General features: G+C 60.4%; 13 protein-coding genes. 11 read left to right on the top strand and 2 right to left on the bottom strand.

What is annotated here, in order from left to right:
- Positions 1-150: 150 nt before the first annotated feature.
- From LOY56_RS15770 to LOY56_RS15720, 11 genes are all read left to right on the top strand, one after another.
- A complete protein-coding gene (locus LOY56_RS15770) occupies positions 151-1,455 on the top strand; it encodes a nitrate/nitrite transporter (RefSeq protein WP_258615422.1) in 1,305 nt (434 codons plus the stop codon).
- Positions 1,433-2,830, top strand: a complete 1,398-nt coding sequence (locus LOY56_RS15765; protein ID WP_258615421.1) for a NarK family nitrate/nitrite MFS transporter — start codon at positions 1,433-1,435, stop codon at positions 2,828-2,830. The genes LOY56_RS15770 and LOY56_RS15765 overlap by 23 nt, the downstream gene beginning before the upstream one ends.
- A gap of 69 nt (positions 2,831-2,899) precedes the next feature.
- Positions 2,900-6,673 (top strand): nitrate reductase subunit alpha, encoded by a 3,774-nt coding sequence (locus tag LOY56_RS15760; RefSeq protein WP_258615419.1) that lies wholly within the window; start codon positions 2,900-2,902, stop codon positions 6,671-6,673.
- A 1-nt stretch (position 6,674) separates the two neighbouring features.
- On the top strand, positions 6,675-8,213 hold the full coding sequence (narH, locus tag LOY56_RS15755; RefSeq protein WP_258615416.1) for a nitrate reductase subunit beta: 1,539 nt from the start codon (positions 6,675-6,677) through the stop codon (positions 8,211-8,213).
- Between the two features lie 2 nt (positions 8,214-8,215).
- The gene (narJ, locus tag LOY56_RS15750) at positions 8,216-8,971 is read left to right on the top strand and encodes a nitrate reductase molybdenum cofactor assembly chaperone (RefSeq protein WP_258615414.1); all 756 of its coding nucleotides are present in this window, start codon (positions 8,216-8,218) and stop codon (positions 8,969-8,971) included.
- Entirely contained in the window at positions 8,964-9,644 is a 681-nt protein-coding gene (narI, locus tag LOY56_RS15745) for a respiratory nitrate reductase subunit gamma (protein WP_258615412.1), read from the top strand. Before narJ ends, narI begins: the two co-directional genes overlap by 8 nt.
- A gap of 10 nt (positions 9,645-9,654) precedes the next feature.
- On the top strand, positions 9,655-10,611 hold the full coding sequence (locus LOY56_RS15740; RefSeq protein WP_258615410.1) for a peptidylprolyl isomerase: 957 nt from the start codon (positions 9,655-9,657) through the stop codon (positions 10,609-10,611).
- Between the two features lie 25 nt (positions 10,612-10,636).
- The gene (gene moaA / locus LOY56_RS15735) at positions 10,637-11,629 is read left to right on the top strand and encodes a GTP 3',8-cyclase MoaA (RefSeq protein ID WP_258615408.1); all 993 of its coding nucleotides are present in this window, start codon (positions 10,637-10,639) and stop codon (positions 11,627-11,629) included.
- A gap of 206 nt (positions 11,630-11,835) precedes the next feature.
- Positions 11,836-13,851, top strand: a complete 2,016-nt coding sequence (locus LOY56_RS15730; protein ID WP_258615406.1) for a ribonucleoside triphosphate reductase — start codon at positions 11,836-11,838, stop codon at positions 13,849-13,851.
- Between the two features lie 32 nt (positions 13,852-13,883).
- Positions 13,884-14,051: an anaerobic ribonucleoside-triphosphate reductase gene (gene nrdD, locus LOY56_RS15725; protein ID WP_038982862.1), complete on the top strand. Its 168-nt coding sequence runs from the start codon at positions 13,884-13,886 to the stop codon at positions 14,049-14,051.
- Entirely contained in the window at positions 14,048-14,743 is a 696-nt protein-coding gene (locus LOY56_RS15720) for an anaerobic ribonucleoside-triphosphate reductase activating protein (RefSeq protein ID WP_258615403.1), read from the top strand. The genes nrdD and LOY56_RS15720 overlap by 4 nt, the downstream gene beginning before the upstream one ends.
- Positions 14,744-14,758: 15 nt before the next feature.
- Here LOY56_RS15720 and LOY56_RS15715 read toward each other — a convergent pair whose 3' ends face one another.
- Together LOY56_RS15715 and LOY56_RS15710 are read right to left on the bottom strand one after the other, a co-directional pair.
- Positions 14,759-16,138 carry a 4Fe-4S binding protein gene (locus tag LOY56_RS15715; protein ID WP_258615393.1) on the bottom strand — a complete coding sequence of 460 codons (1,380 nt, stop codon included), beginning with the start codon at positions 16,136-16,138 and terminating at the stop codon, positions 14,759-14,761.
- Positions 16,126-16,980, bottom strand: coding sequence for an FTR1 family protein (locus LOY56_RS15710; protein ID WP_258615392.1), 855 nt, complete (start codon positions 16,978-16,980; stop codon positions 16,126-16,128). Before LOY56_RS15710 ends, LOY56_RS15715 begins: the two co-directional genes overlap by 13 nt.
- Between the last annotated feature and the right edge of the window lie 2 nt (positions 16,981-16,982).

Genomic DNA, 16,982 nt, shown 5'->3' with positions numbered 1-16,982 from the left:
AAGGGTTTTAAGGTTTTATTGAGCTACCTCCTTAGAGGTAGGCGGTGCAAGCATAGGCTTGGGTCCCCATGGCGTTCGTTGACGTGGGTCAAGTTTTTGCGGAGTTGCCCTCTCTAGTCTGCCGGCATGGCTGACTGACTGGAGAGCATTGTGAACCAACCGCGTGTACGACAAGGCTTGGTGCTGGGCATGAGCACGCTGGCCTTCACTGTGTGCTTCATGGTCTGGATGATGTTTGCCGTGCTCGGGGTGCCGATCAAGGAACTGCTCCAGCTCAACGAAACCCAGTTCGGCCTGCTGGCCGCGACCCCGGTGCTGACCGGCTCGTTGGTGCGTTTGCCGCTGGGTCTGCTGACTGACCGCTTCGGCGGGCGCAGCGTGTTCTTTCTGCTGATGCTGGCCTGCGTCGCACCGCTGTACCTGATCAGTCACGCCACCGCCTACTGGCAATTCCTGGTGCTGGGTTTGTTCGTCGGCCTGGCCGGTGGCTCTTTCTCAGTGGGGATTGCCTACGTCGCCAAATGGTTCGACAAGGAGAATCAAGGCTTCGCCATGGGCATCTTCGGTGCCGGTAATGCCGGAGCGGCGGTGACCAAGTTTCTCGCGCCGGCACTGATTGCGGCCGGCAGCTGGCAGCTGGTGCCGAAAGTCTTCAGCGCGATCCTCTTTATCACCGCGCTTTCATTCTGGTTTCTCAGTGCCGAAAACAAGGATCACCGCAGTGCCTCCGGCGCCAGTTTGCGCGAGCAACTGCGCTCGCTGAAAGACCCTGCGGTGTGGCGCTACTGCCAGTACTACTCGATCGTCTTCGGTGGCTACGTCGCCCTGGCGCTGTGGATGACCAAGTACTACGTGCAGGAATACGGTTTCAGCCTGCAAAGCGCGGCGTTGCTGGCGGCCTGTTTTTCCCTGCCCGGTGGCGTGCTGCGCGCCGTCGGCGGCTGGATGTCGGATCGCTGGGGCGCGCAAAGCGTGACCTGGTGGGTGTTGTGGGTCAGCTGGATCTGCCTGTTCCTGCTCTCGTATCCCCAGACCCAACTGCAAGTGCAAACGATCAACGGCCCGCTGGATTTCCACATCGGCCTCAATCCCGCGCTGTTCACCGTGCTGCTGTTCGTCATGGGCATCGCTTTCGCGTTCGGCAAGGCCTCGGTCTTCAAATACATCGCCAATGACTACCCGAAAAACATGGGCGCGGTGTCCGGCATCGTCGGCCTTGCGGGTGGCCTGGGTGGTTTTGTGCTGCCGATCCTGTTCGGCGCCCTGGTGGACCTTACCGGCGTGCGCTCTTCCTGCTTCATGTTGATGTACGGCGTGGTCTGGGTCTCCCTCACCTGGATGTACTTCAGCGAAATACGCAAAAGCCCGGTGCTGGGTAAAGCGCCGCTGCTGACCCCGTCCCCGATTTCCAGCATTGCCCTAGGAGAAGAACATGTCCGTTCTGCAAAAGCCTGACAAAGGCCCGGTCATTCATGACTGGCGCCCCGAGGACCCCGCGTTCTGGGGAAGTAGCGGCAAACAGACCGCCACTCGCAACTTGTGGATTTCCATTCCTGCGCTGTTGTTGGCCTTCGCGGTGTGGATGGTCTGGAGCACGGTGATTGTGCGTTTGAACGCCATCGGCTTCAGCTTCACCACCGACCAACTGTTCTGGCTGGCGGCGTTGCCGGGGTTGTCCGGTGCGACTTTGCGCGTCTTCTATTCCTTTATGGTGCCGATCTTCGGTGGCCGGCGCTGGACCGCCCTGAGCACCGCGTCGCTGCTGTTGCCATCGATCTGGATGGGCTTCGCCGTGCAGGACCTGAGCACCTCGTACAGCGTGTTCGTGTTGATTGCCTTGCTCTGCGGTTTTGGTGGCGGCAACTTTGCCTCGAGCATGTCCAACATCAGCTTCTTCTATCCCAAGTCGCAGCAGGGCACGGCGTTGGGCCTCAATGCCGGTTTAGGCAATCTGGGCGTCTCGGTGATGCAGTTCTGCGTGCCGCTGGTGATTACCTTCGGGGTGTTCGGCTTCATGGGCGGCTCGCCGCAAGCACTGCCGGACGGTGGTCAGTTGTGGCTGCAAAACGCCGGGTTCATCTGGGTGCCGTTTATTGTCCTGGTGACGGTGCTGGCCTGGTTCTGCATGAACGATCTGTCCAGTGCCCGGGCCTCGTTCAGTGACCAAGCGGTGATCTTCAAACGCAAGCACAACTGGCTGATGTGCTGGTTGTACCTGGCGACCTTCGGTTCGTTCATCGGTTTTTCCGCCGCGTTTCCGTTGCTGATCAAAACCTCTTTCCCAGATGTGATTGCCTTGAAATTCGCCTTCCTCGGCCCGTTGGTGGGGGCGCTGGTACGGCCATTGGGCGGCTGGCTGGCGGACAAGCTGGGTGGCGCGAAAGTGACCTTGTGGAACTTCGTGGCAATGATCGCGATGGTCTTCGGGGTGATGCACTTTTTGCCGCAGAACGGTACCGGCGGCAACTTCTACGGCTTCCTCGGCCTGTTCATGTTGCTGTTCATCACCACGGGCGTGGGCAACGGCTCCACCTTCCGGATGATCCCGGTGATCTTCCGCACCCAGCATGAAAAAGCCTCGGCCGGAAAACCGCCCGCCGTGCGCGAGCAAGCGCTCAAGGATGCCGGCAAAGAATCGGCCGCCGTCCTGGGCTTCAGTTCGGCCATAGGCGCCTTCGGTGCGTTCTTCATTCCCAAATCCTTCGGCACTTCGATGGCCCAGACCGGCGGCCCGGAGATGGCCTTCTACATGTTCGTCGGTTTTTACCTGAGCTGCATCGTCGTGACCTGGTGGTGGTACGCCCGCAAAGGCGCCGCGACTCCCTGCTGAAACGACCCGAATCCAACCATTGCGTGGGCGGGGCACAGAACCCCGCAGCAAGCCTGAGAGGACTACACCGTGAGTCATTTACTGGATCAATTGCGGTTTTTCAACCGCAAGCAAAACGAGTTTTCCGATGGACATGGAGAGACTCACAAAGAGTCGCGCGACTGGGAGAACGTCTACCGTTCGCGCTGGCAGTACGACAAGATCGTGCGTTCCACCCACGGGGTGAACTGCACCGGTTCCTGCTCGTGGAAAATCTACGTCAAGAATGGCTTGATCACCTGGGAAACCCAGCAGACCGACTACCCGCGTACCCGCAACGATCTGCCTAACCATGAACCCCGTGGCTGCCCGCGTGGCGCCAGTTACAGCTGGTACATCTACAGCGCCAACCGGCTCAAGTACCCGAAGATCCGCAAGCCTTTGCTCAAACTCTGGCGCGAGGCACGGCAGACCATGGCACCGGTGGAAGCCTGGGCGAGCATTGTCGAGGACAAGGTCAAGGCCGATTCTTATAAAAGCAAGCGCGGCATGGGTGGTTTCATTCGCTCCAACTGGGATGAAGTCAACGAGATCATTGCCGCGTCCAACGTCTACACCATCAAGCAATACGGCCCCGACCGGATCGTCGGTTTCTCGCCGATCCCGGCCATGTCGATGGTCAGCTACGCCGCCGGCTCGCGTTACCTGTCGCTGATCGGCGGCGCGTGCCTGAGTTTCTACGACTGGTACTGCGACTTGCCACCGGCCTCGCCAATGGTCTGGGGCGAGCAGACCGACGTGCCGGAATCGGCTGACTGGTATAACTCCAACTACATCATTGCCTGGGGCTCCAACGTCCCGCAAACCCGTACCCCCGACGCGCACTTCTTTACCGAAGTCCGTTACAAGGGCACTAAGACTGTGGCGATCACCCCGGATTACTCGGAAGTCGCCAAGCTCACCGACCTGTGGCTGAACCCTAAACAAGGCACCGATGCGGCGCTGGCCCAGGCGTTCAACCATGTGATCTTCAAAGAATTCCACCTAGACAAGCCGAGCGCCTATTTCACCGATTACGCCAAGCGCTTCACCGATTTGCCGGTGCTGGTGCTGCTCAAGCAAATGGTCGACAAGGCACCGGGCGCCGGTTATCAGCCGGACCGCTTCCTGCGCGCCAGCGACCTGACCGACAACCTCGGCCAGGAAAACAACCCGGAATGGAAAACCATCGCGCTGGATGTCAGCGGCGAACTGGTTTCCCCTCAAGGCTCCATCGGTTATCGCTGGGGCGAGAAGGGCAAGTGGAACATCCTGCCGCGTGAAGGCGGCGAAGGCCGTGAGATCGATCTGAAGCTGAGCCTGATCGGCGATGACGTTGCCGAAGTGGCGTTCCCGTATTTTGCCGGCGAGTCCCACGAGCACTTCCAGCACGTGGCCGGCGATGCCGTGCAATACCGTCGCGTGCCAGTGCATAACGTGGTGCTGGCGGACGGCAGCGTGGCCAAAGTCGCCACCGTGTTCGACCTGTCGGCCGCCAACCTGGCCATCGACCGCGGCCTCGGCGGCGATAACGTGGCCAAGGATTACAACGACGCCTCGGTGCCGGGCACCCCGGCCTGGCAGGAACAGATCACCGGCGTCAGCCGTGAGAAAGCGATCCAGATTGCCCGTGAGTTCGCCGACAACGCGGACAAGACCAAGGGTCGCTCGATGATCATCGTCGGCGCGGCGATGAACCACTGGTACCACATGGACATGAACTACCGCGGGCTGATCAACATGCTCATGCTCTGCGGGTGTGTCGGCCAGACCGGTGGCGGTTGGGCGCACTATGTCGGCCAGGAAAAACTGCGTCCGCAATGCGGCTGGCTGCCCTTGGCGTTCGGCCTGGACTGGAACCGTCCGCCACGGCAAATGAACGGCACCAGCTTCTTCTACGCCCACAGCTCGCAATGGCGCCACGAGAAGATGAGCATGCACGACGTGCTCTCGCCATTGGCCGATAAATCGCAGTTCCCAGAGCATGCCCTGGACTACAACATCCGCGCCGAACGCGCCGGTTGGTTGCCGAGCGCACCGCAACTCAACACTAACCCTTTGCACATTTGCCGCGATGCGGCTGCGGCCGGCATGGACCCCAAAGACTACGTGGTCAAGTCGCTGCAGGACGGTTCGCTGCGCTTCTCCTGTGAACAGCCGGACAGCCCGGTCAACTTCCCGCGCAACATGTTTGTCTGGCGCTCCAACCTGTTGGGCTCCTCGGGCAAGGGTCATGAGTACATGCTCAAGTACCTGCTCGGCACCAAAAACGGGGTGATGAACGAAGACATCGGCCAGGTCGGCGATTGCAAACCCGAAGAAGCTGAATGGGTGGACGAGGGCGCCATCGGCAAGCTTGATCTGGTCACCACGCTGGACTTCCGCATGTCGTCGACCTGCGTCTATTCCGACATCGTCTTGCCGACCGCTACCTGGTACGAAAAAGACGACATGAACACCTCGGACATGCACCCGTTCATTCACCCGTTGTCGGCGGCGATCGACCCGGCGTGGGAATCGCGTTCCGACTGGGAAATCTACAAAGGCATCGCCAAGGCGTTTTCCAGTATGGCCGAAGGGCATCTGGGCGTTGAGAAGGACCTGGTGACCATCCCGCTGATGCACGACAGCGTTGGCGAACTGGCCCAACCCTTTGGCGGCACCGACTGGAAAAGCGCCGGCGTCGCCCCGGAGCCGGGCAAGAACGCGCCGAACCTGCATGTGGTGGAGCGCGACTACCCGAACATCTACAAGCAGTTCTCGTCCCTCGGGCCATTGCTGGAAAAACACGGCAACGGTGGCAAGGGCATTAACTGGAACACCGAAGCCGAAGTGAAATTCCTCGGCGAGCTCAATCACAAAGAAGGCGCCGCCGGTATCAGTCACGGCCGTCCGAAAATTCACACGGCGATCGATGCCGCCGAAGTGATTCTGTCCCTGGCGCCGGAAACCAACGGCCATGTTGCGGTCAAGGCCTGGGCGGCGTTGTCGGAGTTTACCGGCATCGATCACAGCCACCTGGCATTGCCCAAGGCCCACGAGGCGATTCGGTTCCGCGACATTCAGGCACAGCCACGCAAGATCATTTCCAGCCCGACCTGGTCGGGTCTCGAGGACGATCACGTCAGCTACAACGCCGGTTACACCAACGTTCATGAAGCCATCCCGTGGCGCACCATCACCGGTCGCCAACAGTTCTACCAGGATCACCCGTGGATGCAGGCGTTCGGCGAGCAACTGATGAGTTATCGCCCGCCCGTCAACACCCGCACCATTGCAGGGGTGAAAGACAAACGCAGTAATGGCGAAACCGAAATTGTCCTGAACTGGATCACCCCACACCAAAAATGGGGCATCCACAGTACCTATAGCGACAACCTGCTGATGCTGACCCTCAGCCGTGGCGGGCCGATTGTCTGGCTCTCGGAGAATGACGCGAAAAGCGCCGGCATCGAGGACAACGACTGGATCGAATGCTTCAACGCCAACGGCGCGCTGACCGCGCGGGCAGTGGTCAGCCAACGGGTCAAGGACGGCATGGTGATGATGTATCACGCCCAGGAACGGATCGTGAACGTGCCAGGCTCGGAAACCACCAAGACCCGTGGCGGCCACCACAACTCCGTCACCCGTGTCGTGCTCAAGCCGACCCACATGATCGGCGGCTATGCGCAGCAAGCCTACGGTTTCAACTATTACGGCACCGTCGGTTGCAACCGCGATGAGTTCGTCGTGGTGCGCAAGATGGCCAAAGTCGACTGGCTCGATGGTTCGTCCGGCGATGACTTGCCGCGCCCTCTGCCGACCGATATCGAGGAGAACTGAGATGAAGATTCGCTCACAAATCGGCATGGTGCTGAACCTGGACAAGTGCATCGGTTGCCATACCTGTTCGATCACCTGCAAAAACGTCTGGACCAGCCGTGAAGGTATGGAATACGCCTGGTTCAACAACGTCGAATCGAAACCCGGGATCGGCTACCCGAAAGAATGGGAAAACCAGGACAAGTGGAAGGGCGGCTGGATCCGCAATGCCAACGGCACGATCAACCCGCGCATCGGCGGTAAATTCCGCGTGTTGGCGAACATTTTCGCCAACCCGGATCTGCCGAGCCTCGACGACTACTACGAACCCTTCGACTTCGATTACCAGCACCTGCACACCGCGCCGTTGGGCGAGCACCAGCCCACCGCGCGTCCGCGCTCGCTGATCTCCGGCAAGCGCATGGAAAAAATCGAGTGGGGCCCGAACTGGGAAGAGATCCTCGGCACCGAATTCGCCAAGCGTCGTAAGGACAAGAACTTCGACAAGATCCAGGCGGACATTTACGGCGAATACGAAAACACGTTCATGATGTATTTGCCGCGCCTGTGCGAGCACTGCCTGAACCCGGCGTGCGCGGCGTCGTGCCCGAGCGGGGCGATTTACAAGCGTGAAGAAGACGGGATTGTCCTGATCGACCAGGAAAAATGCCGTGGCTGGCGGATGTGCATCAGCGGCTGCCCGTACAAGAAGATCTATTTCAACTGGAAGAGCGGCAAGTCCGAGAAGTGCATCTTCTGCTACCCGCGGATCGAAGCCGGGATGCCGACCGTTTGCGCGGAAACCTGCGTCGGGCGCATCCGTTACCTCGGTGTGCTGCTGTATGACGCCGACCGCATCAGCGAAGTGGCGAGCACCGCCAATGAGCAGGACCTGTACGAGAAACAACTGGAGATCTTCCTCGATCCGAATGACCCGGCGGTGATTCGTCAGGCCCTGGCCGATGGCGTACCTCAGTCGGTGATCGATTCAGCCCAACGTTCACCGGTCTACAAAATGGCCGTGGACTGGAAACTCGCACTGCCGCTGCACCCGGAATACCGCACCTTGCCGATGGTCTGGTACGTGCCGCCGCTGTCGCCGATCCAGAACGCTGCCACTGCCGGCACCGTCGGTATGAACGGGGTGATCCCGGACGTCGACAGCCTGCGTATCCCGCTGAAGTACCTGGCCAACCTGCTGACCGCCGGCGATGAAAGACCGGTCAAGCGTGCGCTTAAACGCTTGCTGGCGATGCGCGCCTACAAACGTTCCGAGCAAGTCGATGGCGTTCAGGACCTGCAAGTACTCAAGGATGTCGGCTTGAGTGTGACGCAGGTGGAGGAGATGTATCGCTACCTGGCGATTGCCAACTATGAAGACCGCTTTGTGGTACCGAGCGCGCACCGTGAAGACGCCATGAGCGATGCCTTTGCCGAGCGCTCCGGTTGCGGCTTCAGTTTCGGCAGCGGCTGCAGCGGCAGCTCCGACACCAACATGTTCGGTGCGAAGAAAGCCAACCGCCGCGACATCCTGAAAACCGTGCAGTTGTGGGAGGAGTGAGCATGCAAATTCTCAAAGTGATTTCGCTGCTGCTCGATTACCCGACCGAGACGCTGATTGGCGGTCGCGACGAACTGGAGCAGGCGATTATCCAGTCACGGGAAATCAGCCCCAAGCAACGCGGCGCATTGTTCGAGTTGCTGGAACTGATCTGCGCCAATGACCTGATGGACGGGCAAGAGCACTACGGTGCGCTGTTCGGCCGGGGGCGCTCGCTGTCGCTGCTGCTGTTCGAGCACGTGCACGGCGAATCCCGCGACCGCGGTCAGGCGATGGTCGACATGATGGCGCAATACGAAGCCGCTGGTTTTGCCATCGGCGTCAAGGAGCTGCCGGACTACATCCCGCTGTATCTGGAGTACCTGTCCACCCGTGAAGACGTCGAGGCCCGCGAGGGCCTGGCGGATGTTTCGCACTTGCTGGCGTTGCTCGCGGCCCGTCTGGAAGAACGCGAGAGCGCGTATGCCAGCTGCTTCCGGGCGCTGCTGCAAATTGCCGGGGCCGAGCCCCATCAAGCGGTGGCCGACCTGCGCGCGCAGGTGGCTGCCGAACCGCGCGACGACTCCCTCGAAGCCCTCGACAAGATCTGGGAAGAGGAGGCCGTGGACTTTCTCCAGGCCGAACAGCAGGACCGTTGCAGTGGACTGCCAAGCGCACCGGGCAAGGCCCGGGAAGAAAGCGCGGTGCCATTGCACTGGGTGGATTTTCAGCATGAAGGGCTGGCCGCCGCGCCAGCCAAGGAGGTGGGCAATGTCTAAATGGAACCTGTTGTTGTTCGGGGTCTATCCCTATATGGCCCTGATGATTTGCCTGGTTGGCAGTTGGGCACGTTTCGATCTGTCGCAGTACACCTGGAAGGCTGGCTCCAGTCAGATGCTCAACCAGCGCGGCATGCGCGTGGCGAGCAACTTGTTCCATATCGGTGTGCTGTTCGTGCTGGCCGGGCACTTCGTAGGCCTGCTGACGCCAGCGTCGATCTATCACCATGTGATCAGCACTGAGAACAAGCAGTTGCTGGCAATGGTCTCCGGCGGGTTCTTCGGCCTGTTGTGCCTGATTGGCTTGCTGATGCTGGTCAAACGGCGTCTGACCGATCCTCGGGTACGGGCCACCTCAAACCCTTCGGACATCCTGATTCTGCTGGTGCTGCTGGCGCAATTGCTGCTGGGTCTGCTGACGATTGCGGCGTCCACCGCGCATATGGACGGCTCGGTGATGGTGATGCTTGCCAACTGGGCGCAGAACACCGTGCTGTTGCGGCCGATGGACGCGGCGGCGGCCATCGCGCCGGTCGGGTTGACCTACAAGTTGCACGTGTTTCTCGGTTTGACCTTGTTCGTGCTGTTCCCCTTCACCCGTCTCGTACACATCATCAGTGCGCCGGTCGGGTACGTGGGGCGCCGTTATCAAATCGTTCGGCAGAAAGTCTGAGGAGAAAATCATGTCAGGTGGATGTGGATGTGGCGGCGGTAACGGCGGCAGCGGTGGCTGTGGTTCCTCAAAAAAAGCAGAGCCTTCGGTGCCAGACGTTGTCGATATCGCGCCGTTTGAAGCACTCCCGGTTGAGCCGGTGGCGGCTGATGACGCCCCGGCTCAGCTGATCGCCAGCAGCGAACAGGAGTGGCCGATCATCAGCGTCAACGAGGTGGCGATCACCCCGGAAGCGATGGCTCAGGAGCTGCAATATCACCCGGCCGAGAGCCGCGAGGAGGCGGTCTACCTGGCCGCCCGGGCGCTGGTGATCCGCGAGTTGTTGCAGCAGCGCATTGCCGAACTCGGCGTGTCGCTGGAGATCGGCGTGGGTGAAAACGAAGAAGAAGCGGCCACGCGCTTGTTGCTCGAACGTGAAGTGCAGGTGCCCCAGTGCGACGAGGAAACCAGTCTTCGTTACTACGAAAACAATCGCGGGCGCTTCCACAGTGCGCCGTTGCTGGCGGTACGGCACATCCTCCTCGAGTGTGCGCCGGACGATGTCGAGGCGCGCGCCCTTGCGCGTGATCAGGCGGAAATTCTGCTGCAGCGGTTGGCGGACTTCCCCGGTAGTTTCGCCGAGCTGGCAGTGAAATATTCGGCCTGCCCGTCGAAGGCTCAAGGCGGTTCTCTGGGGCAGATCAGCAAGGGTCAAACCGTGCCCGAACTGGAACGTCAGCTGTTCACTCTGGCGCCGGGGCTGGCCAGTAAACCGCTGGAAAGTCGCTACGGCTGGCATGTGGTCAGCGTCGATCAGCGGATCGACGGCATGCCGTTGCCCTACGAGGTGGTATCGACGGCGATCCGCACGCAGTTGCAGCAAGGCGTCTGGCAAAAAGCCCTGGTGCAGTACCTGCAAACCCTGATCGGTGCGGCGGATATTCGCGGCATCCACTTGCAGGGCGCCGACTCACCGCTGGTGCAGTGAGCATCGAGGCAAACCGGGAGATGTGATGAACGCTGTAATGCAGGATGGCTTTGGACGGCAGATCGATTATCTGCGGATGTCGGTGACGGATCGGTGTGATTTTCGCTGCGTGTATTGCATGGCGAAGAACATGACGTTCCTGCCGCGTCAGCAGGTGCTCACGCTGGAAGAGTTGCAACGTCTGGCAACGCTGTTCGTCGGGTTGGGCGTACGCAAAATCCGCCTGACCGGCGGCGAGCCGCTGATTCGGCCGGGCATTGTCGAACTGTGCCGCAACATCGCCGCGCTGCCCGGTTTGCGCGAACTGGTGATGACCAGCAACGGCTCGCAACTGAGCCGTCTGGCCCGGCCATTGGCGGAGGCGGGGGTCAAGCGGATGAACATCAGCCTCGATAGCCTGGACGGGCAGAAATTTCGCGCAATCACCCGCATCGGCGATCTCGATCAGGTGCTCAATGGCATCGAAGCGGCGCGGGATGCGGGGTTCGAGCGGATCAAACTCAACTGCGTGGTCATGAAAGGGCGCAACTTCGAAGAAGTCCCGGCGTTGGTGCAATACGCCATCGATCAGCGCATCGATATCAGCTTCATCGAAGAAATGCCCTTGGGCGATGTCGGCCGTTCCCGGGGCGAATCGTTTTGTTCAAGCGACGAGGTACGGGCGTTGATCGCCAGCCAGCATCGGCTGCTCGATAGCACTGAGAACAGCGGCGGACCGGCGCGCTATGTGCGCCTGGAACGCCATCCAGAGACCCGGATCGGTTTCATTTCACCCAACAGTCACAACTTCTGTGGCAGCTGTAATCGGGTGCGGATGACTGTTGAAGGGAAGCTGCTGCTTTGTCTGGGGCAGGACGATGCCCTGGATTTAAGAGGATTGTTGCGGCGATATCCGCTGGATGACCAACCCGTGATCAATGCGGTGCAGAAGGCCTTGCGCGGCAAGCCGTTGCGCCACGATTTCAGCCCCGAAGGGGAGGTGCAGATTGTGCGCTTCATGAACATGAGTGGCGGTTGAGTTGATCCGTTAAGGAAAGAGTTTGCTAAACACACTCCTTGTGGCGAGGGAGCTTGTCGGATTTTCCCTTCACCGCCTTCGGGCGGTTTTTTTTCACCGGCGAATCTTGATATCGATCAATTGCAGAACAGCGCTTTGTCCGTAGTCTTCACTGCATGTTGTGTTTGTTTGTCTATAAACATCTATATGTAGTATCTGGAGGCCGAATGCAGAGCACGCTGATCTCAGTAGGATGTAACCGCTTGCACAAGCGCGATGGCAGTCTGGTCGCCTTCGATGCCGACAAGATCCGCCAGGCATTGATTGCCGCCGGCAAGGCAACCGGGGAGTACACCGAGGTTGAAGTTGAAGGTTTGCTTCAGGCGGTACTCGCTCGGCTGGACGGACTGCCAAGGCTGCATGTCGAGCAGGTCCAGGATCGGGTCGAACGGGTATTGATGGACGCCGGTTTCTTCTTCGCCATGCGCGCCTACATCGTCTACCGCGAACAGCACGGGCGTTTGCGTCGTGACCGCCGGACTATGGTCGAAGTGGCGACCTCGATGAACGAGTACCTGGACCGTGAAGACTGGCGGGTCCAGGCCAATGCCAATCAGGGCTACTCACTGGGCGGGCTGGTGTTGAACGTGTCGGGCAAAGTCACTGCCAATTACTGGCTGGACGAGGTGTACAGCGAGGCCATCGGCCAGGCCCACCGCGAGGCGGATTTGCATGTGCACGACCTGGACATGCTCGCCGGTTATTGCGCCGGGTGGTCGCTGCGCACTCTGTTGCACGAAGGGCTCAATGGTGTGCCGGGGCGTGTCGAAGCCGGTCCGCCGAAGCACTTGAGCAGCGCTTTGGGGCAGATGGTGAATTTCCTCGGCACCCTGCAAAACGAATGGGCCGGTGCTCAGGCATTCAGCTCGTTCGACACCTACCTGGCACCCTATGTGCGCAAGGACCAGCTGAGTTATCAAGAGGTGCGCCAGGCGATCCAGGAGTTCATCTACAACCTCAATGTGCCGTCGCGCTGGGGCACCCAGACGCCGTTCACCAACCTGACCTTCGACTGGGTGTGCCCGCAGGATTTGCGTGAGCAGATACCCGTCATCGGCGGGGAGGAAATGCCGTTTGCCTATGGCGACCTGCAGGTCGAAATGGACCTGCTCAACCGCGCCTACATCGAGGTGATGCAGGCTGGCGATGCCAAAGGGCGAGTGTTCACCTTTCCGATCCCGACCTACAACATCACCCATGATTTTCCGTGGGACAGTGAAAACGCCGATCGTCTGTTCGAGATGACGGCGCGTTACGGTTTGCCTTACTTCCAGAACTTCCTCAATTCGGACCTGCTGCCCAATCAGGTGCGTTCGATGTGCTGCCGGTTGCAGCTGGATGTGCGCGAGTTGCTCAAGCGCGGCGGCGGTTTATTCGGGTCGGCGGAACAGACTGGGTCGCTCGGCGTGGTGACGATCAACTGCGCGCGGCTGGGCTATGTGTTCAAGGGCAATACCAGCGGTTTGTTGCAGCGCCTGGACGCGCTGATGGAGCTGGCGATGGAGAGCCTGGAGGTCAAGCGCAAGGTCATTCAGCACCACATGGACGCCGGTTTGTACCCTTACACCAAACGTTACCTGGGCACCTTGCGCAACCATTTTTCCACCATCGGCCTCAACGGCCTGCATGAAATGCTGCGCAATTTCAGCGGCGACGAGGAGGGCATGCACACCGAGCATGGCCGGCAGTTTGCCCTGAAGATGCTCGATCATGTACGCGCCACGTTGCTGCGTTTCCAGGAGGAAACCGGCCATATGTACAACCTGGAAGCGACACCGGCCGAAGGCACCACTTACCGCTTCGCCAAGGAAGACCTCAAGCGCTATCCCGACATTCTCCAGGCTGGCAGTGTGCAGGCGCCGTATTACACAAACTCCTCGCAACTGCCCGTGGGTTACACCGAAGACCCCTTCGAGGCGCTGGAACTTCAAGACGAACTGCAATGCAAATACACCGGCGGCACGGTCCTGCACCTGTACATGGCCGAGCGAATTTCCTCGACCGAGGCCTGCAAGCAACTGGTGCGAAAAGCCCTTGGCCGCTTCCGCCTGCCGTACCTGACCGTGACCCCGACCTTCTCCATCTGCCCGGTGCACGGCTACCTCGATGGCGAACATGAGTTCTGCCCCAAATGCGACGAGGCCCTGCTGCTGCAAGAGCAGAAAGCCGGCGCCGTTCATTGATTTTTATCCACTCAACCGCAAGGAGCTTCACCATGACTGCATCGCAAACACTGCCCCAGGCTCAACGTCAACGCTGCGAAGTCTGGACCCGGGTGATGGGTTATCACCGTCCTGTGTCGGCGTTCAATCCGGGCAAACAGTCGGAGCACCGTGAGCGGGCGCACTTCACCGAAAGCGCGGCACTGGCCGGGCGCCAATGAGTCGAATGCTTCGGGTCGGGGGCATGGTGCCCCTGACCACTATCGACTATCCGGGACAGCTCGCCTGCGTGCTGTTTTGCCAGGGGTGCGCCTGGCGTTGTCGTTATTGTCACAACCCGCAGCTGATTCCGCCTCGTGGCACAGACGAAGTGGATTGGCGGCGGGTGTTGGCGTTTCTGCAACGTCGTCAGGACCTGCTCGATGCCGTGGTGTTCAGCGGCGGTGAGCCCACCTTGCAGGACGGCTTGCTCGGGGCCATGGATGAAGTGCGGGACATGGGCTTTCGCATCGGCTTGCACAGCGCTGGCATCAAGCCTGCGGCGTTCGCCAAGGCATTGACCGGTGCTGATTGGGTCGGTTTCGATGTCAAGGCGTTACCCGAGGATTGCCAGGCCATCACCCGGGTCGAGGGCAGTGGAACCGCCAATTGGCGCAGCCTCGAACATCTGCTGGCCAGTGGTGTCGACTACGAATGTCGCACTACCGTGCATTGGCATCTGTTCGAGCCGGCGCGTCTTCTGATGCTGGCCAAACGCTTGAATGCGCTTGGCGTCAAACGCTTCGCTGTGCAACTGGTTCGCACCGAGCGGATGTTCGATCCACTGCTGCCGAGCGCTCCGGCTCAAGCATTGCTGCCAGAGTTGTGGGAGGCCATGCGCGAGTTGTTTCCAGCCTTTGTGTTGCGGGGGTAACGGGGGCTGGGGCACTCAAGCCCAGCCCCAGAATTGCAACCACCAGCCAAATCCCACCATGCCTTCGGCCAGGAGCAGGCAAGCGATGGCGGACCCGCGTCGCACCCGGGAAAGATTTTCGCGACTCAGCCGTTTCCAGCCCAGTAGCAGGCTCCAGCCCATTGCGGCCAGTAACAGACTGGCCCTGGCGGGTTGCACCCACTCTAGCAGCAGACCTTCATAACGCAGTAATTTGACGGTGGTGGCCGACAGCCCGAGAAACAGTCCGGCACCCCCCAGAGGCGTGAGTGTCAGCGCCAAGGGCTGATACAAAGTGCGATCTTGCGCCAGTCGGGCCGTCAGACGCACAAGCAACATCAACGCCGTGCCGAGCATGATCGAACTCAAACTCAAGTAAGCGACGATGCTGAAACCGTCGAGCCAGCTGAAGCTGTCGTTGAGCTGCGGGTAATGGGTGAGCAGCCACCAGGGAGCGTTGTCCTGCAGGGCCCAGAGTTGGTTGTATTCGACCAGCCACTCGGCCAGGTGTTGTTTGAGGGTGATAAACCATGGGCTGACCGTCCACTGAAACGCGCCCATGGCCAAGCCGATCACGCCGAACAGCAGCAAGCGCGTATCCCAGGGGGACAGCGTCTGTGCCGTCGCGTGAAGAATCTCCTGATTGCTGGAGCGGGCGATCAGTTGAACGGCCCCGCGTTGTCCGCTGCAGCGTCCGCAGGCGTGGCAATCACTGGCGCCTTGCAGGCGGCGGATATCGAGCAGGGGAGCGCAGTTGGGCGGCGGCAGGCGCGGTGCGGCGTTTTCTAGCCAACGTTGTTCATCGACCTGAAAATGCACGGGGGCGAGCCTTGCGAGCAGGGCGAAAACGCCGCTGACCGGGCACAGGTAACGACACCAGACCCGCTTGCCCCGGGCGAACAACAACCCGACGATGACCGCTGCGACGGTCGAACCGCCCAGAATCAACAGCGCGGCCTGGGCGTAGTCATAGACGCTGATCAACTGGCCGTAGAGGGTCGTCAGGCAGAACGCCAATGTGGGCCAGCCACCCCAGCGTATCCAGCGCGGCACACCCAGGCCTTTACCGTAATGGCTGGCCCATTCGCTGAGCGAACCTTCCGGGCACAGAACGCCACACCAGAGTCGGCCGAAGAACACCATCGACAGCAACACGAACGGCCACCAGATTCCCCAGAATAGAAACTGCGCGAGCAAGGTCAGGTTGTCGAGTATCCGCGCCTGGCTATCGGGCAGCGGCAACAGCGCCGGGGTCACCAACAGCACCGCGTAAAACACGACAACAGCCCACTGCATCGCACGGATGACGGGCGCATGGCGACGCATCCCGTCACCCAGTCGTTGGAGCCATTGATTGCGCCGGCTCAAGTTGGGCATGGCAGTTTTTCCGCAGTCCGTTGCCGTAGCCAGCCGCCGACGGCCAGCCAATAACCGATCCACACCAACAAGGTCAGGCCACTGGGGCTTGCCCGATAACCGGCGAAACCTGCAAGAAAGCCACCCAATCCGTGGCTGTCGCTCAGCAACGTGCTGCTGTCCCAAAGCGCTTCGCCAACGAGGCTGTAAACCACGTCCGGCAAATCCAGGGCGAGCAGTTGGCCGCCGATTCGTTCGGTGCCGCTGACCAGCAACGCCGCGCCGAGCATGAGCAAGATGACTTCGCTGATGGCAAAAAATCGTTGCCATGAAATGAATCGGCGACTGCTGTGCAGCAGCGTAATGGTCAGCGCCGACAGCACCAGCCCCAACACGCCGCCGACGGCAAACAAACCGAGCTGCGGACCTCGCAACCGGGCACCGGCGCCATAGAGAAATACCACCGTTTCGCTGCCTTCACGGCTGATCGCGAGCATGGCCAGCAGTAATAAACCTGCGCCACCTTGTCGAGCCAGGTGGCTATCGGCATGTCGTCGCAAATCGTGGTTGAGGCTGCGGCCGTGGCGGCGCATCCAGCCCACCATCTGCACCATCAACAGGCTCGCAACCAACGCGAGTGCGGCCTGGAACCATTCACTGGCCGACCCGCTCATGGCCTCGCCGGCAAACAGAATCAACACCGCCAGCAGGCCCGAGAGCATCAACCCCAGCACCACACCCGCCCAGAGAAATTTGACCAAACGATTATGTTGGCCTTGCTGGCTGGCCCAAACCTGGAGAATACCGATCACCAGCAACGCCTCAACGCTTTCGCGCCAGACGATGAACATTGATTGATTCATGA

Origin of the sequence: Pseudomonas sp. B21-048, assembly GCF_024748615.1 — a bacterium.
Classification (GTDB): Bacteria; Pseudomonadota; Gammaproteobacteria; order Pseudomonadales; family Pseudomonadaceae; genus Aquipseudomonas.
The sequence above is the reverse complement of the archived record's forward strand: the minus strand, read 5'-3'. Positions and strand labels throughout refer to the sequence as shown.